Annotated in this window: 28 protein-coding genes; 9 read left to right on the top strand and 19 right to left on the bottom strand. The window is 37.3% G+C overall.

Annotated features, from left to right (window positions below):
• The first annotated feature begins 41 nt into the window (after positions 1–41).
• Entirely contained in the window at positions 42–413 is a 372-nt protein-coding gene (locus KYI10_02130) for a hypothetical protein (GenBank protein QYA33257.1), read from the top strand.
• A gap of 24 nt (positions 414–437) precedes the next feature.
• On the opposite strand, the gene KYI10_02125 is transcribed toward KYI10_02130, so the two are convergent.
• The 6 genes from KYI10_02125 to KYI10_02100 all read right to left on the bottom strand — a co-directional run bounded on the left by KYI10_02125 (position 438) and on the right by KYI10_02100 (position 4,245).
• Positions 438–935 carry a hypothetical protein gene (locus KYI10_02125; GenBank protein ID QYA33876.1) on the bottom strand — a complete coding sequence of 166 codons (498 nt, stop codon included), beginning with the start codon at positions 933–935 and terminating at the stop codon, positions 438–440.
• Positions 936–1,010: 75 nt separating this feature from the next.
• On the bottom strand, positions 1,011–2,147 hold the full coding sequence (locus KYI10_02120; protein ID QYA33256.1) for a DUF418 domain-containing protein: 1,137 nt from the start codon (positions 2,145–2,147) through the stop codon (positions 1,011–1,013).
• Positions 2,144–2,476, bottom strand: a complete 333-nt coding sequence (locus KYI10_02115) for a zinc ribbon domain-containing protein YjdM (protein QYA33255.1) — start codon at positions 2,474–2,476, stop codon at positions 2,144–2,146. Before KYI10_02115 ends, KYI10_02120 begins: the two co-directional genes overlap by 4 nt.
• A 19-nt stretch (positions 2,477–2,495) precedes the next feature.
• Positions 2,496–3,005 carry a methylated-DNA--[protein]-cysteine S-methyltransferase gene (locus KYI10_02110; GenBank protein ID QYA33254.2) on the bottom strand — a complete coding sequence of 170 codons (510 nt, stop codon included), beginning with the start codon at positions 3,003–3,005 and terminating at the stop codon, positions 2,496–2,498.
• Positions 3,006–3,010: 5 nt separating this feature from the next.
• On the bottom strand, positions 3,011–3,469 hold the full coding sequence (locus tag KYI10_02105; protein QYA33253.1) for a GNAT family N-acetyltransferase: 459 nt from the start codon (positions 3,467–3,469) through the stop codon (positions 3,011–3,013).
• A gap of 113 nt (positions 3,470–3,582) precedes the next feature.
• Positions 3,583–4,245, bottom strand: coding sequence for a C40 family peptidase (locus KYI10_02100; protein ID QYA33252.1), 663 nt, complete (start codon positions 4,243–4,245; stop codon positions 3,583–3,585).
• Between the two features lie 417 nt (positions 4,246–4,662).
• On the opposite strand from KYI10_02100, the gene KYI10_02095 reads away from it, so the two are divergent.
• A complete protein-coding gene (locus KYI10_02095) occupies positions 4,663–6,141 on the top strand; it encodes an aldehyde dehydrogenase family protein (protein QYA33251.1) in 1,479 nt (492 codons plus the stop codon).
• Positions 6,142–6,710: 569 nt separating this feature from the next.
• Here KYI10_02095 and KYI10_02090 read toward each other — a convergent pair.
• From KYI10_02090 to KYI10_02075, 4 genes are all read right to left on the bottom strand, one after another.
• Positions 6,711–7,625, bottom strand: a complete 915-nt coding sequence (locus KYI10_02090) for a nuclease-related domain-containing protein (GenBank protein QYA33250.1) — start codon at positions 7,623–7,625, stop codon at positions 6,711–6,713.
• Positions 7,626–7,780: 155 nt separating this feature from the next.
• A complete protein-coding gene (locus KYI10_02085; GenBank protein ID QYA33249.1) occupies positions 7,781–8,722 on the bottom strand; it encodes a bile acid:sodium symporter in 942 nt (313 codons plus the stop codon).
• 169 nt (positions 8,723–8,891) lie between these two features.
• Positions 8,892–10,397, bottom strand: a complete 1,506-nt coding sequence (mqo, locus tag KYI10_02080) for a malate dehydrogenase (quinone) (GenBank protein ID QYA33248.2) — start codon at positions 10,395–10,397, stop codon at positions 8,892–8,894.
• Between the two features lie 114 nt (positions 10,398–10,511).
• Positions 10,512–11,192, bottom strand: coding sequence for a methyltransferase domain-containing protein (locus KYI10_02075; protein QYA33247.1), 681 nt, complete (start codon positions 11,190–11,192; stop codon positions 10,512–10,514).
• 79 nt (positions 11,193–11,271) lie between these two features.
• Between KYI10_02075 and pcp the strand changes: the two genes are divergently transcribed.
• The 3 genes from pcp (at position 11,272) to KYI10_02060 (ending at position 14,562) form a co-directional block, all read left to right on the top strand.
• Entirely contained in the window at positions 11,272–11,916 is a 645-nt protein-coding gene (gene pcp / locus KYI10_02070) for a pyroglutamyl-peptidase I (protein QYA33246.1), read from the top strand.
• A 186-nt stretch (positions 11,917–12,102) separates the two neighbouring features.
• The gene (locus KYI10_02065; protein QYA33245.1) at positions 12,103–13,020 is read left to right on the top strand and encodes a hypothetical protein; all 918 of its coding nucleotides are present in this window, start codon (positions 12,103–12,105) and stop codon (positions 13,018–13,020) included.
• 18 nt (positions 13,021–13,038) lie between these two features.
• A complete protein-coding gene (locus tag KYI10_02060) occupies positions 13,039–14,562 on the top strand; it encodes a zinc-ribbon domain-containing protein (GenBank protein ID QYA33875.1) in 1,524 nt (507 codons plus the stop codon).
• A 66-nt stretch (positions 14,563–14,628) separates the two neighbouring features.
• Here KYI10_02060 and KYI10_02055 read toward each other — a convergent pair whose 3' ends face one another.
• Positions 14,629–15,942: an MBL fold metallo-hydrolase gene (locus KYI10_02055; GenBank protein QYA33244.1), complete on the bottom strand. Its 1,314-nt coding sequence runs from the start codon at positions 15,940–15,942 to the stop codon at positions 14,629–14,631.
• Between the two features lie 10 nt (positions 15,943–15,952).
• Entirely contained in the window at positions 15,953–18,391 is a 2,439-nt protein-coding gene (locus tag KYI10_02050) for a CoA-disulfide reductase (protein QYA33243.1), read from the bottom strand.
• A gap of 150 nt (positions 18,392–18,541) precedes the next feature.
• Here KYI10_02050 and KYI10_02045 point away from each other — a divergent pair, with 150 nt between their 5' ends.
• Genes KYI10_02045 through KYI10_02035 form a run of 3 tightly spaced genes read left to right on the top strand, consistent with a single transcriptional unit; the run spans position 18,542 to position 19,844 of the window.
• Entirely contained in the window at positions 18,542–18,802 is a 261-nt protein-coding gene (locus KYI10_02045) for a metal-sensitive transcriptional regulator (GenBank protein ID QYA33874.1), read from the top strand.
• A gap of 5 nt (positions 18,803–18,807) precedes the next feature.
• Positions 18,808–19,098 carry a rhodanese-like domain-containing protein gene (locus tag KYI10_02040; protein ID QYA33242.1) on the top strand — a complete coding sequence of 97 codons (291 nt, stop codon included), beginning with the start codon at positions 18,808–18,810 and terminating at the stop codon, positions 19,096–19,098.
• Positions 19,083–19,844, top strand: coding sequence for a sulfite exporter TauE/SafE family protein (locus KYI10_02035; GenBank protein ID QYA33241.1), 762 nt, complete (start codon positions 19,083–19,085; stop codon positions 19,842–19,844). Before KYI10_02040 ends, KYI10_02035 begins: the two co-directional genes overlap by 16 nt.
• A gap of 39 nt (positions 19,845–19,883) precedes the next feature.
• Here the strand turns inward: KYI10_02035 and dhaM are convergent, their stop codons facing one another.
• From dhaM to KYI10_02010, 5 genes are all read right to left on the bottom strand, one after another.
• On the bottom strand, positions 19,884–20,246 hold the full coding sequence (dhaM, locus tag KYI10_02030; protein ID QYA33873.2) for a dihydroxyacetone kinase phosphoryl donor subunit DhaM: 363 nt from the start codon (positions 20,244–20,246) through the stop codon (positions 19,884–19,886).
• Positions 20,246–20,824, bottom strand: coding sequence for a dihydroxyacetone kinase subunit DhaL (gene dhaL / locus KYI10_02025; GenBank protein QYA33240.1), 579 nt, complete (start codon positions 20,822–20,824; stop codon positions 20,246–20,248). The genes dhaM and dhaL overlap by 1 nt, the downstream gene beginning before the upstream one ends.
• A 10-nt stretch (positions 20,825–20,834) precedes the next feature.
• On the bottom strand, positions 20,835–21,800 hold the full coding sequence (gene dhaK, locus KYI10_02020; GenBank protein ID QYA33239.1) for a dihydroxyacetone kinase subunit DhaK: 966 nt from the start codon (positions 21,798–21,800) through the stop codon (positions 20,835–20,837).
• Between the two features lie 28 nt (positions 21,801–21,828).
• On the bottom strand, positions 21,829–22,302 hold the full coding sequence (locus KYI10_02015; protein ID QYA33238.1) for a DUF805 domain-containing protein: 474 nt from the start codon (positions 22,300–22,302) through the stop codon (positions 21,829–21,831).
• 300 nt (positions 22,303–22,602) lie between these two features.
• Positions 22,603–24,126, bottom strand: coding sequence for an AbgT family transporter (locus KYI10_02010; GenBank protein ID QYA33237.1), 1,524 nt, complete (start codon positions 24,124–24,126; stop codon positions 22,603–22,605).
• Positions 24,127–24,317: 191 nt separating this feature from the next.
• Here KYI10_02010 and KYI10_02005 point away from each other — a divergent pair, with 191 nt between their 5' ends.
• On the top strand, positions 24,318–24,728 hold the full coding sequence (locus KYI10_02005) for a DUF2188 domain-containing protein (protein QYA33872.1): 411 nt from the start codon (positions 24,318–24,320) through the stop codon (positions 24,726–24,728).
• Positions 24,729–24,762: 34 nt separating this feature from the next.
• Here KYI10_02005 and KYI10_02000 read toward each other — a convergent pair whose 3' ends face one another.
• Both KYI10_02000 and KYI10_01995 read right to left on the bottom strand, forming a co-directional pair.
• Entirely contained in the window at positions 24,763–24,987 is a 225-nt protein-coding gene (locus tag KYI10_02000) for a sulfurtransferase TusA family protein (GenBank protein QYA33236.1), read from the bottom strand.
• A 10-nt stretch (positions 24,988–24,997) separates the two neighbouring features.
• Positions 24,998–26,074 (bottom strand): YeeE/YedE family protein, encoded by a 1,077-nt coding sequence (locus tag KYI10_01995; protein ID QYA33235.1) that lies wholly within the window; start codon positions 26,072–26,074, stop codon positions 24,998–25,000.
• Between the last annotated feature and the right edge of the window lie 91 nt (positions 26,075–26,165).

The raw sequence follows: 26,165 nt of genomic DNA, 5'->3' as shown, positions 1-26,165 counted from the left end.
TTTATTTCATTATGAAACTAACTTAATAAAAGGAGCTTATTATGGAACTTAACAAACAAATCTTACAGACATTTGTACGCGAAGCACATGTACGTGATTTTGAAAGTCATTCTGAAGAACCTACTGTAATGCATCGAATAGATTATGAAATAAGCCAGGAAGATCCGCATATGTTTGATTTTAAACTCACCTTTATGTTTGGTCATTTCGGCACACAGGTTGATGGAGTCATAGAATCTACATTACTGATTCAAGCTGATTCCGAAATTAATATATTACAAGAAATTCAAGCAAATGAAACCATGTTCGCACTTCCATTGTACGCAAAAGCATCGGCACTCGTTACAAAGCTATCCGAAGACAGAGGAAACTTTCCAATAATCGTTCCAATAGAGATATGGCTTGAACAATAAAAATACGCCTGACATCTAATATGTCTAGGCGTTTTTATAGTGATTAAAGTCTTTAATATCAATAACAACTTGATCTAATTGCTTAGCGGCTTTTTTCATCAATTTTCTCGCGACCTGATTATTCGAATCAATAGATAATATCTGCTGAGCTGTATCAAATGCTTCTCTGTCAGAAAGCACTGGATTCGGTACAGTGTACAAGAAGAGCAACTGTAACAAATTCTTGATTTCTTTAGAATCAGTCATATATACAGCACGTTCAGCATGATAATATGCACTATGAAAAGCTCCATTAACTTCACAAAGCGGATAGACAAGTAACAAGAAAGCTAAGTCATGGAGTTCTACTGTCTCCTCTTTTTTCATCTGTTCTAATATAAATGTATAGTACATCACAGATTCACTTTTATGACATGCACTAATAAATATTTCTTCAAACTCTAGAAAGTCTGTCTGATTCATTATATCTTCAGCAATATGAAAATTTCCGCTAAGTATGGATTCAGCTAAGCGTTCCTGTATATTATGCATTTGATACACCACCTTTTCGATTAGCATTGTACCATAATATCACCTTATTTCCTATCGCTTAAGCCTTCATTTTAAGTATGTAATTTTCCTCCATACCCATTCTAATGGTCCATATTTATGTCTTTTCATATAATATGTAGCAATGACCAGTTCAAAAATTATAATACACAGTGCGATCATGAATACTTGATACAGATCCAGCTTCGCATATAAACGTAGCACATAAAATATGATGAACATACAGATACTCTGCAATATATATAATGAAAAACTCATCTTACCCGCATAGTAAAATGGCTGCATCATCTTATAGAACTGTTTATTATCTGTAAGCAGGACAACTACGATAAAATAACAAACTGCTACTAATGTACCACCATAGAATATGAACGACTGAGCCGAATACATATCCAGATGTGCATAGATGACATAATATTTAATCAGTAATCCTAGGGCAAGGGATACTGCTGCCGTTATCATCATCATACGTTTATGTTTAAGTATAGCGCCAATCATATCAGCACGCATCGCATACATTCCAAATAAGATAAAAGGCAGAACCGAAATTCCATAACCAAATATCCCAGTTAAACTTAATGCCGTGAAATTCTCCAGAAAGAATTGCTGGTTCAGCGCGAGTATTTGACTGAAGTCTCCGCTTTGCATCACTTGTATCCAGCGCTGTGCAGCATTGTTGGAAGATGCAGAAGGAATTGCATCTGGTGAGAGTATTACAGTAATGATAACCATCAAATTTATCAGCAGAAAAATGACAGATATCATGAGCGCAACAATCAGACTGACGATATTCGGCATAAGTAAGAAGAGGATTGCAATCATGCCGAGCACTGCATATACATTTAATATATCCCCATAAAAGATCAGTAATCCATGAATATAGCCAAACGCAAGTAGTGCGAATACCCTTCTATACAATACCGGAATAAAATTTCCACCGCGCTGCTTAATATTCGTTGCCATAATAGCGAGGCCAAACCCAAATAAAAATGAAAAAATAGGATAGAATGAATTGTGCACGAATAACATATCAAGGTAATATAGCATTCTATCTAAAGGCAGCTGAAAGTGATCTAGAGGATTCGTAAAAACTTCATTCATATGAAAACCAACGATATTCATAAATAAAATCCCCATGACACTGATTCCACGCATAATATCGATACTTTCTATACGTTTTGTCATAATTTTTTTACGAACTCACTTTTAAGGCTCATTTGACCAAATCCATCTATCTTACAGTCAATGTCATGTCCATTATCAGGATCAACTAGTTTAATGTTCTTTACTTTCGTTCCTTGTTTAATCACAGAGGAGCTTCCTTTAACCTTTAAGTCTTTAATTACTGTTACACTGTCCCCATCACTTAAAATATTACCGTTCGCATCTCTTACGATTATCTCTTCAATGATTTCTTGCTGCGGCCACTCATGTGCACACATTGGACATACATAGTTTAAACCATCTTCATAAGTATATTCTGAATTACATTTGGGACATGCTGGTATTGTCATTAGCTTACTCCTTTAATTTTTATAATTGTATTTTCTCTATATTTAATAATTTATCCTTCAAATCTAAGCCACCACTAAATCCTGTCAACGTTCCATCCTTGCCGATAACACGGTGACAAGGCACAACGATCATCACGGGATTTGCACCAATAGCACCTCCTACCGCACGGACAGCTTTCATATTACCCGATTGCAATGCAATATCGCTATACGATCGTGTTTCACCGTATGGAATCGTAAGCAGCGTCTGCCACACAGACTTTTGAAAGTCTGTCCCTGCAAGATTAAGCGGCCATTCTAACTGCTGCTTCTTGCCCGCAAAATAAAGATTCAGCTCTTCAATATAATGCGTATGGTACTGGTCAGCTTCATAGCCAGTAACTTTTGTCGCTTGACTGAAGAATCGTTCAATATGGCGATTGACATATTCATGTGTATCTTCGTTCGCTAAATAAATGACACCACATTCATCAGAAGCTATAATAAATTCGATATCCTGCACGAGAAAACAACTTATATAAACTTTCAAATCATTCATCCTTCCAGTTGTGTATCTATTGCATAAGGTTTACGCGCCATATCTATATGGGGGATTAGATCTTCAAAATAAATATCAGATACTGGTGATAGATTAAAACTGCTATAGAAATCCTTTAGATGAGCTTGTGCACTTAAGGAAATATTTTTATCCGGATAATTATCTTTTATATAATCAAGTCCTTTTTGGATAAGTGTTCTCGCTAATCCTCTACCACGAAACTGTGGATTCACAATTACTCTACCCAGTTTCACCGTTTGTCCGTCAACGATAATTCTAGCATATGCCGCTATCTTATCATCTTCTTTAGTGAAGTAATGGATGCAAGTTAAATCTCTTTCATCAATATCTGGATAAAAGCATTGCTGTTCAACTACAAATGTATCTATTCTAAGTTTAAAGATCTGAAAAATTTCATCGTGTGTTAATGCTTCAAATTTCTTATATTCCCACAATTATATCGCCTCCCGCACCATATTTATTTGATTGTAATATACGACATAGAATTAATAAAGTTAAATATAAAAAAGGCACAGTGCAACTGCACTGTGCCATAACACGTTTAATCTTAGAAACGGTAGTATCCGTCTACATGTCCACTAACATAGCTTACTGAACGTTGTCCGATACCTTCAGAAGGGTTTAATGCATCTACCATTTGTCCTCCACCGATATATACACCAACGTGGCTGTAGTTGTTGAAGAATACTAAGTCACCTGGTTGTGGTGCTGATACTTGTGTACCTACTGCAGCTTGTGCATAAGTAGTACGAGGAATTGATTTCCCCATTGCTGCTAATACTTGTTGTGCAAATGATGAACAATCTACTGCTGAAGCAGAGTTCGCACCATATACATAAGATTTACCAGCTGCAACACTTAATGCTACTGATGCAACATTTCCGCTAACTGCCGTTGTTGCAGGAGCTTTCTTCACTTCTGAAGTTGTAGAAGTTTGTGACACTACAGGTGCTGCTGTTTGTGCAACTGTTTGTGTAGCTGTTTGTGTAGCTGTTTGTGCAACTACTGAAGTAGGTGCGTCGTAGTTATAAGTATAAGCGTAAGAACCATCATTATTATATGTATAGTTATATGCACTTGAATCAATTGAACTTACTGAAGATGAAGTTTGAGCAACATCTGTTCTACCGTACGCCGATGCATCAGCTTGAGTTGTACCTAATGTCGATAATGTTGCAAGTGTTGTTAAAGTTAATGCTGTCTTTTTCATATTTAAAATTCCTCCGTGTAATATAATCGTTATATTAAAATAGTTTTAGATTAGTTTTTAATTTTTACTGCGCTCTTGAGCACTGAAAATACTATATCACGTTTAAACATGATTTTGAGCATTGTTAATGATTTGTTACTTAAGTGATATATTTTATATATAGCTGTAATAAATTCATCTCCTTAATAAATATTGTCGTATCAATGATTGCAACTAATATTTGAAAATAGTAATTGTAAGTATTATCCAAAAATATTACAGCATTGAAATATAATATTTGAGAAAATCGATCTATTTGTTGTATATACAGAGTATTTGCAAAATCTTCTGAATATATAAGCAATTCTATTGCTTATGAAGAGCGTACAGATGTACAATAAATAGGAGCAATACGATTTTACTATTAGGAGGAAGATCATGAGTAACTTATTAAAAGAACAATATGGATTATTTATTAATGGTGAATTTAAAGATAGTGCTGCAGGAGAAACCTTAAATGTAACAAATCCAGCCACAGGAGAAGTATTAGCTAAGATTGCAAAAGCAACAGAAGAAGATGTAGATGTAGCTGTGAAATCAGCTGAGGAAGCTTTTAAAACATGGCGCCACACTTCTCACAACGAAAAAGCAAAACTATTAAATCAAATTGCAGACAAAATGGAAGAACATCGTGAAGAACTTGCTAAAATTGAATCATTAAATAGTGGTAAAGCCATACGTGAATCATTAAATATTGATATTCCAATGGCAATTGAACATTTCCGATATTTTGCAGGTGTCATACTTGCTGATGAAGGAACAAATAAAGAAGTAGATGCAGATGTCATCAGTATTATTAAACACGAACCCATCGGTGTAGTAGGTGCAGTTGTTGCATGGAACTTCCCAATGCTACTGGCTTCTTGGAAGTTAGCACCTGCGCTTGCTGCTGGTAATGCCGTTGTTATTCAACCATCATCATCAACACCGTTATCATTACTGAAGTTTGCTGAAATTGTTCAGGACATCTTACCTAAAGGGGTATTAAATGTTTTAACAGGTAAAGGTTCGGAGTCAGGTAACGCAATCTTCAATCATGAAGATGTAGCAAAAGTATCATTTACAGGTTCTACTGAAGTCGGTTACGGTGTTGCAGAAGCTGCAGCAAAACGTATCGTTCCAGCGACTTTAGAGCTTGGAGGTAAAAGTGCGAACATTATCTTCGATGATGCAAATATTGAGCAAGCAATTGAAGGTGCACAACTCGGTATTTTATTTAACCAAGGAGAAGTTTGTTCAGCAGGTAGCCGACTATACGTTCAAGAAGGTATCTATGATGAGTTTGTAGCCAAACTTAAAGATGCTTTTGAAAAAGTACGTGTAGGTGACCCTATGGATGAAAATAATCATTATGGTTCACAAACAGGACAGGCACAAATCGATAAGATTGAAGAATATATCGAAATTGCTAAAGAAGAAGGACTTAATATCGTTACTGGCGGAAAACGCTTAATGGATAATGGACGTGATAAAGGATTCTTCTTCCCACCGACAATCGTTGAATTTGAAGATAACAAATCACGTTTAGTTCAAGAAGAAATCTTTGGGCCAGTCGTATTGGTATCTAAATTTAAAACAAAAGAAGAAGTTATCGAGAAAGCGAATGATTCAGAATATGGTTTAGCTGGCGGTATCTTCACAGCAAACTTAAATGATGCATTGCAAGTTGCTAATGCAATAGACACTGGTCGAATCTGGATCAACACATACAACCAGATTCCAGCAGGATCTCCATTCGGTGGTTACAAGAAATCAGGTATCGGACGCGAAACTTACAAAGATACGTTACGTCACTACCAACAAGTAAAAAATATTTATATCGATTACTCAGATAAAGCCAAAGGTATCTATCAGTAATACGCTGAATGATATGATGCACACCTCATCCATTGTGGATGAGGTGTTTTTTAGGTCTTGTAATATACTTTCGCCTGATTACTAGCGAGATGGCTCGTGTTTTTAATTTACGGGCCATCTTGATCCACTTCCACTCGTCTCGCCCCTCATCTTGGCCCATGTTTTATTTTTATGAGCCAACTTGCTTCACTTCCCCTCGTCTCGGTCTTCATCTTGGCTCATGTTTTATTTTTATGAGCCAACTTGCTTCACTTCCTCTCGTCTCGCTGCTCATCTTGGCTCATGTTTTATTTTTATGAGCCAACTTGCTTCACTTTCCCTCGTCTCGCTGCTCATCTTGGCCCATGTTTATTTTTTATGAGCCAACTTGCTTCATTTCCTCTCACCTCGGTCCTAATCTTGGCTCATGTTTATTTTTTATGAGCCAACTTGCTTAATTTTCTCTCACCTCGGTCTTCATCTTGGCTCATGTTTATTTTTTATGAGCCATCTTGCTTCACTTCCTCTCACCTCGGTCCTGATTTTGGCCCATGTTTTTAATTTACGGGCCAACTTGCAATCAAATCTATCTAAATATTAATTTGTTCACCTTTCTTATAGTAAGTACCTCTGTAATGTGAATGTTTATAGAAATGCTGATTCATCAATCTCGTTACCGTACGATTTGATAAACCAGTAAAATCTACAATATCTTTTCTTTTCACTTTATCCTTACCAAACAAAGCTAATACTTCGTAAGCTTGTAATACTGCATTTTCGTTTTTCAATTTATTTCCGCAACTACATTTAAAATAAGTCTTCCTTCGAATTCTGCTCATCTCCATCTTCCTGCATTTCGGGCAGCGCAGGCCTAACTTTAAATCTTCAAGATTGTAATAATGAATTCGGTTGTCAACACCTTCATTGTCATGAAGCTTTATAAGTGCATCTGCGAGGTTGATCATTTGCTGTGTGATTCCTTTACATGACTTTAAGTAATTAAACACTGGTTCAAGTTCGTGCGAGAACATTACATAGTCTTTTCCACTAAAGCCTGTTAAATTGAAATCTTCATTGATAAATATAATTTTACTGATCAGTTTTTGAGGCATCTCGTACTTTGCAATGAGCTGTTTTAAATAGGAATCTGCATTGTCTAACTGTATAAAGATATCTTTATCCGTCTTACCTTGTTCACTCATTAACCGGTTGTTCTGATAACGATAATTACCACTATAATTTTTGATATCAAAGTGCAATATGTTATTTGCCGTAATAATAATGAAATCGAATTGCACGCGTACAGGTTTCACGATATTAATATCCCATATTATGATATATTCTCCTTCTAGATGTTCAATCATTTCAAAGAACCTGAGTTCACCTTCAAAGCCTTTCTTATATTTCACAAATTTATAATAGTCGTCTAGCTCCATATGTACTCGATTTTCTAATTCATATAAATACGCTTGTACTGTACTCGGTTTGTGAACCTTTTTTATCAAAAATATCACCTCAAATTCAATATAATACGTAATTTTTTTCAACGCAAATCGAGTAAAATCAAAGCTTCTGCAGTTTTTCAATTATTTCCTGCAAAAATAAAAAGAATCACAGTATTTTCTGCAATTCTTTAATAATTCCGTCGAAAAATTAAATTTTAGTTTTCTCCAGGATGTCTCTTTTCTAGCTGTGTGCTGACGATACTTGCAAATAACTGTTGAAACAGCATACCAAAAGCCACTGGCATTGCAACCTTTGGTGGAAAGTATGTTGTTGCAACTATGACACCGGTAGAGATATTTCTCATCCCCCCTAAAAAGGTCATCGACACATGACGTGCATAGCTATGCTGCATAAAGTAGCTAGATCCTACTGCAATGATGTAACCTATAACCACGATAACAAATACAACCGCAATAATCTTCAGTAACTCAAGATTCATATCTTTCACATAAGGACCAATCGCGCTTCCGTTAATCAATACAATAAGGAAAAGTGCCATTTTAGAAAATGGACTTAAACGATTGCCGATCCAGTCCGGAAACTTACCCTTTGTGAGTTCGTTCAAGAGTATCGCAATGATTGTAGGTACAACAATCATGAATATCAATCCAATAACGAGACTGAATGTATCAATCTCAACTGTCGTCCCGGACACCAGATGCAGCACGAAAGGGATGATGACTGGTGCTAATAATGTGTCCAGCAATATCACAGCGATGCCAAGTGCGACATCTCCTCTACCAATACTTATCCAGATCAGACTTGTAACGCCTGTCGGGACGGTCATAAGCATAACAAACCCAATCACTAACAGTCGATCATCAAACAATGTCGATGCAATCACATAACTGATGGCGGGCATGACAACGTGCAATATGAACATACAATACAGAATTGTACCCTTCGCTTCCAGAAATATACGAAGGTCTCTGAATTTCATACGGATGCTGCCACTAAATGTCATAAAGGCAAAAATATAGGGCACAATAAATATAAGATGCTTCAAATATCCATCAAAGATAACGCCACATAATAAAGACAATAGCGTCAATACAGCGATGTACTTCTGTAATACAATGTTTATACGTTCAAGCATAGGCCATCCTTCTTTTCTTAATATTATATTTAAAATATCATAATGCATGCGATTGACATAATGATTAAGCTAGTCATGAATTATGATGCTGCAAGTACAATAAAACCCGAACAATGCTTATGAGCATCGTTCGAGTCATATATCAAACTAAATTATAAGTCATCTATCATTACTTCTCTTTCAATCCTAAAGCACTCGCTGTCTGTTTGTTAATTTCTTTAAACAGTTCAGGGTGTTCTGCTAACTTCTTACCGTATGATGGAATCATCTCTTTTATCTTTGGTTCAAATTCTGTCATACGCTCACCGAAACATTCATTAATTACACGTAGCATAACATGGACTGCAGTTGAAGCCCCAGGTGATGCTCCTAGTAAGGCTGCGATACTACCATCCTCACTTGTAATCACTTCCGTACCAAATTGGAGCGTTCCTTTGCCGCCATCTTCAGTTTCTTTAATAACTTGAACACGTTGTCCTGCGACAACAATCTCCCAGTCTTCAGATTTCGCATTCGGTACGAATTCACGTAATTCTTCCATACGTGCTTCATGATTCTGCATAACTTGGGAAATTAAGTACTGCGTTAATTTCATCTCTTTCGCACCTGCTGAAAGCATATTCGTAATATTGCCTGGTGTTACAGATTCAATTAAATCTGTATAACGCCCTGTTTTTAAGAACTTTGGAGAGAATCCAGCATATGGTCCAAAGAGTAATGCACGTTCACCGTCTATATAACGTGTGTCTAGATGCGGCACTGACATTGGGGGTGCACCTACTTTTGCTTTACCGTAAACTTTTGCAAGATGCTGTTCAACAATTGATGGGTCTTTACATACTAAGAATAATCCACTCACCGGGAAGCCGCCTACCCCTTTAGCCTCAGGAATCTTTGTCTTCTGTAATAATGGTAAAGCGTATCCTCCAGCACCAATAAACACGAATTTCGCACTATGGACTTCAGTTGTCTTATGATTTTGATCATAGACTTTAACATCCCAGCTGTCATTGTCATTTCTCTTAATATCTTTCACTGTATGATTATAATGAATAACTGCACCATCATAACTTGTCATAATATCGAACAGGTCATTTGTTAATGCGCCGAAGTTAACGTCCGTACCTGCTTCCATACGTGTAATTGCAATCTTTTCATTCGGATTACGGCCTTCCATCATCAACGGAACCCATTCACGCATCTTGTCATGGTCTTCCGTAAGTTCCATCCCTTCAAATAACGGATTATCAGATAAAGCTTTAAGACGACGTTTCAAGAAATCTACATTCTGCTCACCTTCCACAAAGCTTAAGTGCGGTACGGGCATGATAAAGTTGCCAGGATCCTTTAATTTGCCTTGCTGTGCTAAGTACGCCCATAACTGTTTAGATAACTGAAACTGTTCATTAACACCACTCGCTTTTGTAATATCAATATTACCGTCCTCATCTTCTGTCGTATAATTCAGTTCACACAGTGCTGAATGTCCTGTCCCCGCATTATTCCAGGCGTTAGAGCTTTCGAGTCCTGAAGCTCCTAGCTTTTCAAACACTTTAATATTAATTGATGGATCAAGTTCTTTTAACAATACACCGAGTGTCGCGCTCATAATGCCGCCACCGATCAAGATTACATCTGTTTCTTTAAATTTACGTTTCATTATCTCTGCCCCCATTTTTGATAAAATACAATACCTCTATTATAGACCTTTTTTTGTCATTTGTAATACTCGCATCGCATTTAATCTAAAAAAATGTAACCGGATACAAGAAATTATAATACTACAGTTCTATTTTTTATTTATAAATCCTACAGTAATCCATCCACCAGCAATTGTATTTCTTAATTCCTCCTCCTTTTCTAATGTAAACATCGATTCCTCTGCATCATAAGCAACAAATAAACATGCTGATTTCTGAAATACATGGTCAGGTCGCATCGCAACTAAATCATCCAGCGACTTAAAATGTGCATGTGCATATACTTTACCTTGATTAAATTCTGGACTCATATAAAGTTCACCATATTGACTTTCACGATTTACAGTTGCTATCACAATCTTACCACCCGGCTTTACCACTTTACTGATTGACTGATAGACGTTTTCAGGTTGTTCAATAAAATCAAAAACCCCCATAGAAAAAGCAGCATCGAAATAATTTTCCGGGAAATCAATATGATTTGCATCCATTACATGCACTTCTGCGTCAAGCTTTAGATGGTCAATTTTCTGCTGTGCTATCGCTGTCATATGTTCAGAAATATCAATTCCAACCATCTTGATACCTTGCTCTGCAAACTTCGTGATATATAGCCCTGTACCACTGCCGATTTCCAGGATACGCATGCCAGGTTTTAGATCAAGCATGTTGAGTAGATCTCTTGTTTCCACTTCATAGATATATCTACCTTTTTTAGTTTCAAAGAAAGCGTCATATTTATTAGCCTGATAAGCATTGAATGTCGTCATTTCATTACCTCCCATTATCGTTACTTATATTATACATCTGTTCAATTTATGTATAAAATAGTAATAACAAAAAGAGAGGATGATTCTATTGAGACGTGTTATTGTAACAGGATTCGATGCATTCGGTGATGCAACCATCAATCCATCATTCGAAGCAGTCCAAGGACTCCCGGATACTATAATGGGCGCAGAGATTATAAAACAACAATTGCCAACAGTATTCCAACAAGGTGCTGAACAATTAAAGGCAACCATCATGAAGAACTTTCCTGATATTGTCATCTGCGTGGGTCAAGCAGGTGGACGTGATAAAATAACTATAGAACAAGTCGCAATCAATCTGATCGAAGCGCGTATACCGGATAATGCGGGTGTTCAACCTTCAGGTATACCTATTCATGAAGACGGGGACAATGCATATTTTTCAAATTTACCTGTTAAAGCGATTGTTAAAAGTATACAGGACCATGAGATCCCTGCTGAAGTTTCTTATAGCGCAGGAACGTTTGTATGCAATGAACTCATGTATCAATTGTTATACATGATACAAAACGAATTCCCTTCAATTCGTGGTGGCTTTATCCATGTTCCTTTCGCACCTGAACAAACAGATACACATCCCTCAATGCCAATTGCAACAGTTACAGAAGCATTGCATCTTGCAATTGAAGCAGCACTCACATATCAAGAAGATATCCAGTACACTACTGGACGTATCCATTAAGACATCCTTATCAGGATGTCTTTTTTACTACATACATTAATAATAAAACTAATGAAAACTAACATTAAAATAACTGAAAATGACATTGATTTTTAATAATTTTTCATATATTTTTACTTTTTACATAGTATACAGTGTATTTTTATTCTATAATTGAAAAGACAACATAAATTTGGAGGGAATAATATGAGATGTAATCAATGTAATAATGAAGTCGGCATTAATGATGCCTTTTGCGGCGAATGCGGAAATGATCTTCGTGCGCAAAAGGCATCACAAACTGAAAGTCATTCGACAGCAGACAATACAGTAACATATGAACCACAGAATGACAGCGTAATACATAACGACCAACAAGAACAACCTCAAGTAACTCAGCAACAGACCACTCAACAGACACATCAAGTGCCACCTGCACAGCCAATCATCAATAAAGAACAGGTAAATGAGCAATCTAAGGCATTAGTCAATGAAGGAAAAGGATTCTTCAGACAAGCATTTCGTGCGCATGACGAAGAAGTTACTAGTAATCACCACTTCACACTAGCGCTCAGTTCTATTCTTGTACTTGCAGGATTAATTATTGTCGGTATTTTATTAGCACTTGCAATACCTGATGATATTGGGTATTTTGGAACATCAAAAAGTGATATCATTACAAAATTACTATTTAGCAGCTTTTTGTTATTAGCAATTTTATTCCTGGCTACATTCTTACTTTCTAAATTCTTAATCAATAATGGATTAACATTAGCTAAAGTACTATCAGATTTCGTTCTCATCAATGTCTATAGCATTATCTTTATCGCCCTAGGATTACTTCTCTATGTCGTAGATTCTTATAAAATTGCATCTGCAATGACAATTATTGGGGTCTTTCTATTAATTTTCTCTGGCATTTATTTAATCAGTAAGTATTCAGCACACATTGCCAGCAAAATTCCTACTTACCTTATTATTACAATCTACGCAATCATCACATTAATTGCTTTAATCATCTTTAAAGATATCGCTATGGAACTTATTAAATCGATTATTACAAGTATCGTTCAAAGCCAGTTAGGAGAATTTAGCGAATTATTTAATGGATTATTTAATAACTAATAGAAGGAGCATTGAATTATGAAGTATTGTAGTAAATGTGGTAACGAAATAAAGCCCGGTCAGAAAGTTTGTACAAAGTGCGGGACTCCTGTAGAAATTAATCAGAATAATCAACACGCAGCCCCTACACCTGCTCCTGCACCACGCCAACCTATGGATAAGAAGACGAAATCACTCATTATCGGTGCAATAGCAGCACTCGTATTATTATTTGGAATCTATAAATTGATACAAAGTCAGTACGATTCTATGTCAGTTGCAAATAAAATATCAGATGCCGTAAAAAATAAAGACGCTGGAAAATTAAGCACCCTTGTAACATGCGGTGATGAAGAGATTGGTAAAAGCGAAGCGAAAGCATTTATCGATTACTTATATGCAAATGATGAAGCACGCACATTCATGGAAAACATTAAAACGAGTACGGCTTCAATGAAACAGACAGGGTATCCGATCACCTCAGTATCAGATGAAGATGGAGATGAGGTGCTGAAAGTTGCGCAAGATGGAAAAGCATTGGGCCTATTCCAAAAATATGCCTTCAATATCCCATCACATGAAGTTTCTGTCTCTGCCAATGAAATAAGTAAATTAACATACAAATTAAATGGCAAAGAAAAAACAGCTCATCTTAAAAGTGATGAAAGCGTCAAACTCGGTAGCTTACCTCTCGGAAATTATACGATTCCTGCAACAAAAGAAATTGAAGGTAAGAAGTTCAAAGGTAACCTTATCATCGATATGGGTACAGGATTGACAGCTAAAGAGGACTTTGAATACACTTACCTGCATATTTCTCCAGAAGGTACATACTCTCTAGATGATAGCGACTATAAAATATTCATCAATGGTAAAGAAACTACAACAGGAGAAGATTCATATACTGTTGGACCTTTTGAGATTGGAAAAGAAGTTGAAGTTCAGGCAAAAGGTACAGCTGACGATAAAGAATTTGAGTCAACTAAAGAAAAAGTAACAATCAAGAAGACAGAAGACACTATGCCTCAAGAAGTTACAGTAACGTTTGATGAAGCACTTATTTCTAAATACAAAGAAGAGAATTATGAAAAGCAGGCGAAAAAGGAAGAAGAACAAAGTGAGCGTCGTTCAATCAGCTTAACAAGCGATGAATTTATCGATGGATATACACGTGCAATTCACATCGACGAATTCCAGGATATTAAAGTTGGAATGACGAAAGACGAAGTCGAAGATTTATTAGGTGATGATTCAGAATATATCGATTCTAATAAAGAAAACATGAAAGCATATGGAAATATGGGCATCGAATATGATGATAAAGACAAAGTCAAGCGTATCTTAATCGTGCCAGATTCTTATGAAGATTGGGATCTTGATAATATTGAAGAATTCTTCGGACCACCTAAATATACTACTAAAAACGAAGATGGGGATACTGTTTACTATATGGATGGTACACGTGGAAACAAATTCGTATTAGTCATCGTTATGGAAAATAGTGATACAATCAAGTATTTAACTCAAAAAGCTGAGGAAGATAGTGATCCTTGGATTAAATAAGGTCGCGACACGAGCGGTTTAACACGAATACAACAAAAAGATGACAGGAAACTCCTGTCATCTTTTTTATTTTACAGCAGCATAGCCGCCACTCACATTGATTATATTCGTATATCCTTCATTTTCTAGAATACTCATCGCAATCGCACTTCTAACACCTGACTGACAATGCACATATATTGTTTCATCTTTTGCAAATGGAATAGATGCTTGCTGCAGTTTGCCATAATGAACATGTGCAGCACCGTCGAAATGTCCTTCATCCCATTCCTTTTTCGTACGCATGTCCAGTATATTGATATCATCCTTATTCAGCTGTTTAAATGCTTCTGGTTCGATTGTTTGATATGCAGTTCCATCAACGACATTAACATAAGTATGAACATCGTCAAAGCCTATCATCTTCAAATCATGCGCTGCTTGTTGCACTTCATCAAATTCTCCAACAAGCTGTAATGGGCGACTGTAATCTAAATACCATCCTGCAAATGATAGAAACTTCTTATTGTATGGTACATTGATTCCTTCTGACATATTCTTTGCATAGATTTCTTTTGCTCTTAGGTCTATCGCTTGTTCTGTAATAGTCTCTACTGGTGTTACAATATTGTGATGCATAAGCGCTACACCATCACGATTTATACGCTTCATCTCAGCAAAGTAATACGGTGGTTCCGGCTGATCGCTCGTTAATGCTTTGACGAATGCATCCTCATCTTCAATCTGGAACGCCCATCCATTTGCACGTTCATAGCCGAGTGTCGTCATCGGTACAGCGCCTAAGGATTTACCACATGCACTGCCTGCCCCATGACCTGGCCATATTTGAATGAAATCTGGAAGGTCATTCATCTTCTTCAGTGACTCAAACATCTGTCTTGCGCCTATTTCTGTCGTATCTTTAATACCAGCCGCTTCTTCTAATAAGTCGGGACGTCCAACATCACCGACAAAGATGAAGTCTCCTGTAAATAAGCCCATCGGTACATCCATTCCATTATCATAGAGTAAGAAACTAACACTTTCAGGAGTATGCCCTGGGGTATGCATGACTTCAAGTTTCACATTCCCTACTTTAATGGCATCTCCTTCATGAATAATGTCTGCTTCAATATCTTGATACGTCCAGTCAAGACCGCCATGCCCCGATACAAAGCCTCGTGCTCCCATATTGATGACTTCTCTTATACCTGACGCAAAGTCTGCATGGATATGTGTTTCAGTCACATGCGTAATGCGTAATCCTTCTTGTTCTGCTGTCTCTATATAAGGTGTAACATCACGTAGCGGATCAATGACAATTGCTTCTCCTGTTTTTTGACATCCTACTAAATAAGAATACTGTGCAAGTTGTTCGTTAAAAAATTGTTTAAAATACATAATATGCCTCCTAAATAAATAAGTTTAAGTTTGATTGTTCTGTATCACCAAGATATGTTGCAACGCCGCCGTATTCAACGCCATCGATCAACTCTTCTTTTGTCACTGCCATAATATCCATGCTCATCGTACATGCAACCATCTTAATACCCATAGATTGGGCTTTTTCGATCATTGTTTCTAAAGAATCTACTTTCTTCTTGTTCATTACGTGACGAATCATACGTGCACCTGCTCCACCCATATTCATCTTAGATATCGGGAGTTTTCCCGCATGTTTCGGCATCATCTTGCTGAACATTTTATCGAGCCCTTCTTTTGCAACAGTCACACCAGGTTTCTTAATCACATTAAGGCCCCAGAACGTGAAGAACATCGTCACTTCCTTACCATATGATGCTGCACCTGTTGCAATAATAAATGATGCTAACGCTTTATCAAGATCGCCACTGAATACAACCATCGTTGCACCATTCTTCGTCTCAACAAGCTGATGTCCTTCTCTGTCGTCCATCACGTTAATCGGTAAGTCAGCACCTTTTTGTACTACTGCAACGACTTTTCCATCCTTCATTTCATTACTGATCATTGTATTTCCTGTATTCTTAGCCCAAGCTTCGATATCTGTACAGAAACCGAAATCCGTCACATGAATCTCAAGCTGCTCTCCGTCTTTCATTTCATCCATGTTTTCTTTTACTTTTAGAATAGGGCCAGGACACTGTAGTCCACTTGCTTCAATAATACGTCTATCATCTTTTTTCATCGGCTGCTCCTTCTTAGTACGTTCTTTAATGTGTATCTGCTCTTTTTCATTCACTTCCGGTGTATTTACCGTTTCATGCATCGCTTTATAATGTTTAAATCCACCGTCAAGATTGACGACATCGAACCCATTATTCTGTAATATACGCGCTGCATTATAGCCACGCTGACCGACTTGACAGAAGATGGCTACTGGTTCATTTATATCAAGTTCATCCAGACGATCGCGCAGCGTGCCAAGTGGAATATTCTTCGCACTGCCAATAGTACCCATGTCGTATTCAATCGGTTCACGTACATCTATCAATTGATTAAAATTTTCAATTTCATCGTATTGAACCATCTTCATCTCATCATCCAGTACGTTTTGTGCGATATAACCCACCATGTTAACCGGATCTTTTGCTGATGAAAATGGTGGTGCATATGCAATTTCAATTTGAGCGAGGCTTCTGATATCCTGGTTAAATGTCATTGCACTCGCAATCAAATCGATACGTTTATCCACACCTTTTCGTCCTACAATCTGCGTACCATAAATTTCGCCTTCAGGACTAAACAGCGCCTTGATCGTCATCGGCTCAGCACCTGGATAATATGTCGCATTTGATTGTCCAGATACATGAATAATATGATAATCAAGTCCCTGCATCTTCAATGTACGTTCATTAAGTCCTGTGCTTGCTGCAGTGAGATCAAATACTTTCGCAATTGCCGTACCGATTGGTTTCATCTTTTCTATCACCTTTCCATTAAGGTGATCAGCAAGAAGACGTCCTTGACGATTCGCAATCCACGCAAGCGGGATATGTACATCCTGCTGTGAAATCTTATGTGTAATCTCAGCAACATCACCAATAGCATATATATCTTTTATTGATGTTTCAAAGACATCATTTGTCTTGATAGCACCTTTAACCCTCGTCTCAATCCCTGCTTCTTGAGCAATTGCAGACTCTGGAATGACCCCTATAGCCATAATAACCATATCACTTTGAATGACTTCCCCATTTTCTGCAATGACATTATGTTCATTAATTTCTTTAATAGAAGTCTTTAACTTTAAATGGACACCGCGCTGCACCATATGTGTTTCTAATAATTTAGTCATATCTTTATCCATGCCCGGCATCACTTGATCACCTAACTCAAACAGGGTTACATCAATTCCTAATGCATGTAAATTCTCAGCCATCTCTAATCCAATAAATCCTCCACCAACGACAGACGCTGTTTTAACATTGTGCTCATTTATGTAAGATTTTATTTTATCCATATCCGGAATATTTCTTAGAGTAAAGACATGGCTTTGTTTTGCACCTTCAATCGGTACTTCAATCGCACGCGCTCCCATCGATAGAATAAGGACATCATAAGATGCTTCTTCAACCCCATGCTCTGTTTTAAGTACGACTGTTTTATTATCAGAATTAATCTGAGTGGCTTCCGTATTCGTTCTGACATTAATATTCATACGGTTATTCATCAGTTCAGGTGTTTGAATTAATAATTTATCTCTATCTTTTATCTCATCACCGATATAATAAGGCAATCCACAGTTTGCAAATGATACATGCGGACCTCTTTCAATAATCGTTATTTCATCTTGTTCATTTAATCGTCTCAAACGTGCTGCTACAGATGCGCCACCTGCAACACCACCTATAATCATAATCTTTCTCATATTGTTTCCTCCTCGTTTCATACCTATGGGGGTATCATACAATGAACAATATTCATTTGTCAAATACCTATGGGGGTATTTTTTTAATTGACACAGATACCTAGAGGGGTATATAGTATGGATATCAATAAATTAGAAAGAAGGATCATTATGAAATACGATAAAAATCAGATCAATCGTCTAAAGCGTCTGCAAGGACAATTAAATGGCGTCCTGAAGATGATGGAAGAAAACAAAGATTGCAAAGATGTCGTAACACAGCTTAGTGCTTCCCGAAGTGGGATTGAACGATTAATCGGCGTCATTGTAAGTGAGAATTTAGCAGAATGTGTAAAAGAGAACGTAAAAAATAATACGGATACTGACAATTTTGTAAAAGAAGCAGTAAATCTACTAATAAAAAGCAGGTAATGCATATGAATACAATTACAGTAAAAAGTTTAAAACAACTATTAGAACAAAATGCCGAAGTACTGTTAATCGATGTTAGAGAAATTGATGAATTTGAAGCAGGACATATTGAAGATGCTAAAAATATTCCATTATCTGAACTGGATCAGCATGTAAGTGACTTTAATAAAGACGATGACTACATTATTATTTGCCGTTCAGGTAACCGAAGTGGTATGGCATGTGACTATTTGGAACAGTTTGATATTAAGACGACAAATGTCCAAGGCGGCATGATCGAATGGGCACGTCTTTAATCTTAATTCTCTCTTTAATTGGAGCATTTGGTGCATTTATATCAGGACTTGTCGGAATCGGGGGAGCTATTGTAATTTATCCGATGCTGCTATTTATTCCACCAATATTCGGATATAAGATAACACCAGAAATTGCATCCGGACTCACGGCAGCACAAGTATTCTTTAGTACGATGAGCGGCGGCATGAGTCAGCGGCATAACCCTGACCTCAATAAAGGGATCATTGTACCAATGGGAGCTGGTATATTCCTTGGAAGTTTAATCGGCGCATATAGTGCTTCAATATTTGATGAATCATTAATCAATATCGTCTATACATTTTTAGCAATAGTTGCCGTATTTTTAATGTTTGTCAAAGTAAAGCCAGAGAATGAGTGCACACACTTCAATAAAATCGCACTATTTATCACAGCACTTACGATAGGGATACTCTCTGGAATCGTCGGTGCAGGGGGCGCATTCATTATTGTTCCTGTATTGCTTGCAATTTTTAAAGCACCTTTCAGAAGTGTAGTTGCGAGTAGCATTGTGATTGCATTTATCTCATCCATTGGCACATTTCTCATGAAGTCGATGACAGGTCAAATTGATTTTGTAATGATGATTCCTTTAGTCATTGCAAGTTTGTTATTTGCGCCTATCGGAACGAAAGTATCAAAGAGGACGAACCAGCAATTATTAAGAGTAATACTCGCACTATTGATTGCCCTTGCTGCAATTAAGATGATAATAAATATGATATAAAAAAGCGTGAAATTGGCACACCACCAATTTCGCGCTTTTTTATTTTTCTTTAAAGTTGTTACTTAAGCTTTCCAGTATTTCTTTATAGCCTTTACCAATCTTACTTTCTACACTTGCTAGAAATGCACCTTCAACAATCGGATAATGTGCAATATGGATATTACTATAGTCATTCATTTCTAAGGCCATCTCTATATTCATCTTACTAGATCCGATGTCATAAAAGCAAAGTGCTTCTCCTTCGACACTATCAAACATTTGCATAATATCATCTATAGACGTACCAATCTCTCCATCTATACCTCCAGTAACCTTTACAACAACATCTTGTGCCATTTGTTCAAGCAAAGCTTTAACCCCTTTAGCAATAGCTTCACTGTGACTTACAATTAATATTTCCATTATCTCACTCCCGAAAGTAAGGCATCTAACACCCATACACTACTCTGTGCACCAGGATCAATTGTACCTACCGACTGTTCTTTAAAATAAGCTGCTCGACCTTTTGTCGCCATCATATCCTTCGTTTCTTCTGCATACTGCTGTAATGCTTCAATCGATGGGATATTACCTTGATTCAATGCATCACTAACTTTACTGATCACATCATACATCGTCTTTTCTCCACCTGAAACTTGACCACGGCTTGCAACCGCATCTTTAAAAGCTTCAATAAGCTTACTAACATTGTCACGGCTAATTTCTTCTTCAGCAACTTGTGACATCTTTACAAATGAGAAACCATACAACGGACCTGACGCCCCACCGACAACACTCATCAGTGTCATACCACAATTTTTCAAGACTTCACTGATCGTATCACCTGACAACTTTTCATCGACTGCTTTAAATCCTCGGAGCATATTCACACCATGATCGCCATCACCGATTTCACGGTCTAAGTTTGTAAGCAATATTTCATTTTCTTCAAATACTTTATATAATGCCTTTAAATTTACTGAAAGTTCTTGTGCATTCATCCAACCACTCCTACAAAAAATATTTGCTTTTAGTATTTGCACTTAATGCTTCAATCAATGCTTCATCTGATTTGACTACTGTAATCGAAAATCCTTGCATATCTAATGCTGTCATATAGTCACCTACAAGAAATTTAGTAATTGATTTGTTTTTTGATTTAAAATATTCATCTAAGTAATGCGCGGCTACCGAAAGCTCACTTAGCGGTGTACCTCCCATGCCATTAAGCATTACTACTGCGTCATCAAACTCTAAATTCGCTTCTATTTCAGTCATCAGCCTTTCGATAACCTTATCAATTGGTTCAATCTTTTCACGATAAATTCCTTTCTCACCATGAATCCCAATACCAATCTCCATTTCGTCATCTGCCAGGTCAAATCCATATCGACCTGTTGTAGGGACCATACAAGGCTTAATCGCCATTCCGATGGTTGCAATATTCGGAAGTAATGCTTCAACTTTTGATTTAATTTCTTCTAATGATAACCCTTGTTCAGCATAATAACCTGCAACTTTGTGAACGATGACCGTACCTGCCACACCGCGGCGTTGCTCTTTATTCTCAATTACAACATCATCACGTACAATCACGCGATCAACCTTTATTCCTTCCATTTCAGCAAGTTCCATCGCCATCTCAAAATTCATGACATCTCCGGCATAATTTTTAATAATCAGTAATACACCCGCATCTGTTGCAACTGATTTAATGGCTTCAAGAACTTTATCCGGTGTTGGAGAAGTAAATACCTCACCGCAAACTGCTGCATCTAGCATGCCCTCAGCAACATAACCAGCATGTGCCGGCTCATGGCCACTACCACCGCCTGATACAAGTGCAACTTTTCCTATCTTCTTTTCTTTACGTACAATAATAGAATCTGCAACCACTTCATGAGATTCATCAGTAAGAGCCATTCCTTTTAACATATCTGATACAAACGATGTCTTTTCTTTAAGTAATTTTTTCAAAATTAACGCCTCCTTCACCCTAATTATATTACTTTATACTTTTAAATGATAATTTAAACCATTCTGCAATAAACCATATTAAAGGTAGGATCAGGAGGATGACGATAATGATTGAGACCATCAAAGTATCAGGTAATCCCTGCCCAGCAATAAGTAGCATAAACGTCCCAATGATATAAATAAGCGGAAATGTTACAAATAATAATCCCATTTCTTTTTCTTCATTTAAATCGTGGTATCTTCTCATTGTTAAAGCAAGTGTAGGAATGTATGTAATGACATATAAATAAAGTACCCAACTTGAAATCTTAATTGGTATCATTAAATTACCTATCTTGATATCTTGTATTGTCCACAGCTTTCCACCAACAAAACTATGTACGAAAGGAAAAATAATGAAAGCTAATAACAAATGAAAATTGAATGGTATTTTAAAGTCATTTACAGAAGACTTTCCTTTAAAATCAAATGCTCGCTTCCAAAATGATAAATATGAATTCATTGCCACACCTCTTTTTCTAGTTTATTCCATTTTAACATAAAAAAAGATGCCATTTTATTGACATCTTTCTTAAGACCTTAAGTCAATCATATATCGAATTTGGCACGGCGCCAATTTCGCTCTTCTTTTCTTGCCCGAATTTGGCACGGCGCCAATTTCACTTTTATTTTTCTGCCCGAATTTGGCATGGCGCCAATTTCGCTCTTCTTTTTCTGCCCGAATTTGGCATGGCGCCAATTTCACTCTTCTTTTCCTGTCCGAATTTGGCACGGCGCCAATTTCACTCTTAAATTCTACACCCTATTTCAAATGGATCGGTCCTCCTGGTCCCACTGGAAGTCCTGTTAAATACCAAACAATTAATAATATTGTCCAGAATATACCGAATGCTACAGAGAACGGCATCAATGCTGCAATCAATGTTCCAAGGCCGATATCCTTCACATAGCGTTGTGCATAAGACAATAATAGTGGTAAGTAAGGCATCATCGGTGTAATCGGATTTGTTATCGAATCTCCGACACGGTAGATTACTTGTGTAAATGCTGGATGGAATCCGAGTAACATCAACATCGGAACTAGGATAGGAGCCATGATTGCCCACTTGGCTGATGCACTACCAATCAGCATATTGATAAACGCAGACAAAGCTAATACGCCGAGTATCAGTACAACGCCGTTTTGCCCTTGCAAAGCCTCCGCCCCTTTAATCGCGATGATCGTTCCAAGATTACTCCATTTAAAATACGCAAGCATTTGTGCAGCGAAGAATACGATTACGATAAATGGTCCCATCGTACTCATCGCATCCCCTAGCATCTCTGCAAACTTCTTCGTAGAACGCATCGTCCCTGCTACAAAGCCATAGACCAGTCCTGGCACGAAGAACAGCACTGTTATAATTGGAACGATTCCATTCATAAGTGGAGAGTCCTGAATAAGGCTTCCTGTTTTCGCATTTCTCAATAATCCATTCTCAGGAACCGCTAAAAACATCACAATCACCATCGCAATCAGCAATGCAATATTTGCATAGATCATTGCTTTACGTTCTATTGGAGTGACATCTTCAGCAGCAGTATGCACATCGCTTTTATATGCTCCAAATCTAGGTATTGTTATCTTGACTGTAACGAACCAAGCAGCAATGAGTAACACTACTGTAGACACACATAGGAAATAGTAGTTCATCACCGCATTTACTGGAACACTATCATCGACAAGTTTCGCCGCTGGTTCTGTAAACGACACGATTAATGCATCACTCATCCCAATCATCAAACTTGCTGAATACCCACCGAGCGCTGAGGCATAAGCCATAACAAGCCCTGCGACCGGATGATAACCAAGCTTAATAAAGACCATCGCAGCGATTGGAGGAAGTACGATTGGTGCCGCATCACCCGCAGCATTTCCAAGGATTCCTACCAATATAATCATTGGAACAATAATCTTGCGCGGTGTCTTCTCGATGGTATACTTCATTAACGTCTCAAAGTACCCCGTTTTCTCTGCAACTCCTACACCAATCATCACAACAAGGACGAGGCCAAGTGGTGGAAATGCTGCAAAGTTATTAACTGCTTCTGAAATAATCTTAGCAATACCTTCAGGCGTTAATAAGTTCACTGCTTCAATCACTTTACCGTCAGCTGGATTCTTAGCAGAAACACCCATCGTTCCAGTAACAAATGAAGCAAACAAAATGATAAGACATAGTGAAATAAAAATAACAACTGGATCAGGCAATTTATTCCCTGATTTCTCGATGATATCTAAAGATCGATCGATAAACCCTTTCTTCTTTATCTTTTGTTCTACCATCACATCTCCTCCTCATCGATTGTATTTCAAATATTATATGTGTATTTTACATAAACAGTTGTATAAATGCAACACACACATTAAAATTCAATATAAAAAGAAATGCCATTCTTTCAACTATGAATCGATTATCGCTGATTACAGATGATTAATACCTAGATAATCGGTTATAGTATATAAAAGGAGATGATATTATGTGGACAATGGATGATTATCCGGACACATGGAAACACTTTGAACAGCTCGAACGTAAGAAAGCGATTGATATTGCAAACGCGATGCTGAAAGAAGGTTATAAAGAATCAGATCTTATTCCAATTGCAACAGCTCAAGCTAAGAAGTGGTATCAATCCGCTTCACAAGAAGAACTTAAGGAATTAAAGAATAAAAAAATTACGCTTCATAATGACGAGGGTACGAGCAATCCAGAACTTATGGATAATGATGTAGAAGTGTACTTCGAAGATACTTGGAAAGTTAGGTCGAAAGGTGCAAAGCGCGCCTCCGATAGTTTCTCCACTAAAGCTGAAGCCGTTAAACGTGCACATGAAATCGCTGATAATAAAGGGACGAAGGTCATTACGCATAATAAAGACACATAAAAAAGGATCCGGAAAATTTTCCGGATCCTTTAGTTTATTTTTTCTGAACGGTAATCGTCCAAGAAGCATCATCCAACTGTTCATAGTTTGTAACAGGGTAGCCTTGTTCAGCTGCCCAGTTCGGAATTGCTTCCGTCGCTTGTGTACAGTCGAAATCTATTTTAAGTTCATCACCTGAACTTAATGCTTCCATTTTCTTCTGCGCTTCTATTAAAGGAAAGGGACATACCATTCCTACAGTTCCAAGTTCATATAACATATTTATCCTCCTATACTGTCTGTGTTTTAACCTTTGTAGCCGCGATTTCAGATTTCGCTTGTTTCATCGGCTTCACGAATAAGAAATAACTCATAAACCAAGTTCCAAGAATAATAAATAATAATGACAGCCAGCCCTGTGTGTTCATCGTGGCAGTGGATACTAAGCCATTACCGATAGAACATCCTCCAGCAAATGCTGCACCGATCCCCATCAATGCACCGCCTATTGCGCTGTTGCGAATCGTAATCTTATCTGGAAGACGCCATTTAAATTCTCTTGATCCTCTTGCCGCAATGTATGAACCGATAAGAATTCCAAGTACCAAGTATACACCCCAGTCAAGCAGCGTAACATCACCATTGACTAAGAACTGTAATAGCTTGGCTGACGGTGTTGTGATTCCTAAACCATAGTTACGACCTGTCGAGTAACTCATCGGCCATGCAGCAAGTGCGATAAGCCCAATAAGTACTGCCGCAAAGAAAGGATGATATTTCTTTTCAAAGAATAGATGACGTACGCCAGTAAATTTTTGCTTCAATTTCGGTACCGCAACTTTAGGTTTTCTTAATGTTTTAACGACAAAGAATAACGTAAGTGCACTTAATATTAAAACTAATACCCAATAGGGTAAACCAAACATTGTACTCATCTTTGATTCTACAACAGTCATACCATTAACCTTATCAAGCGCTGGTTTTAATGCACCGTTCTTCGTAATCGCTGCAAACAGTGCATACATAAATAATGCAATCCAGCTTCCAATCAATCCTTCACCTGCGCGATACCACGTTCCCGTTGCACAGCCACCTGCAAGAACGATACCCACACCAAATATAAATGAACCGAATATCGTACCGATTACAGAATATGCATCATAAGGAATTTCGAGCACATGTAAAGACGTTAATATTGCTAATCCAATCGCTTGTATTGTAATTGCGACAAGCAATGCATAGAACATTTTATTGTTCTTTTGAACGTACATATCTCTGAAGCCTCCAGTTAAGCAAAAACGTGTACGCTGCATCACAAATCCAAGTAGTAAACCAATAATTAAACCGCTAAAAATAGTCCAGCCCATAACTAACCTCCTATAATTCCGATAGTTTTAGTAAGAAATAAATACTATAGTACCGAAATTCGAGAAGTTTTGCAATCATTTTTTATTTGTG

The organism is Macrococcus sp. 19Msa1099 (assembly GCA_019357535.2).
Classification (GTDB): domain Bacteria; phylum Bacillota; class Bacilli; order Staphylococcales; family Staphylococcaceae; genus Macrococcoides; species Macrococcoides psychrotolerans.
This window is presented reverse-complemented; position numbering and strand designations above follow the sequence as displayed.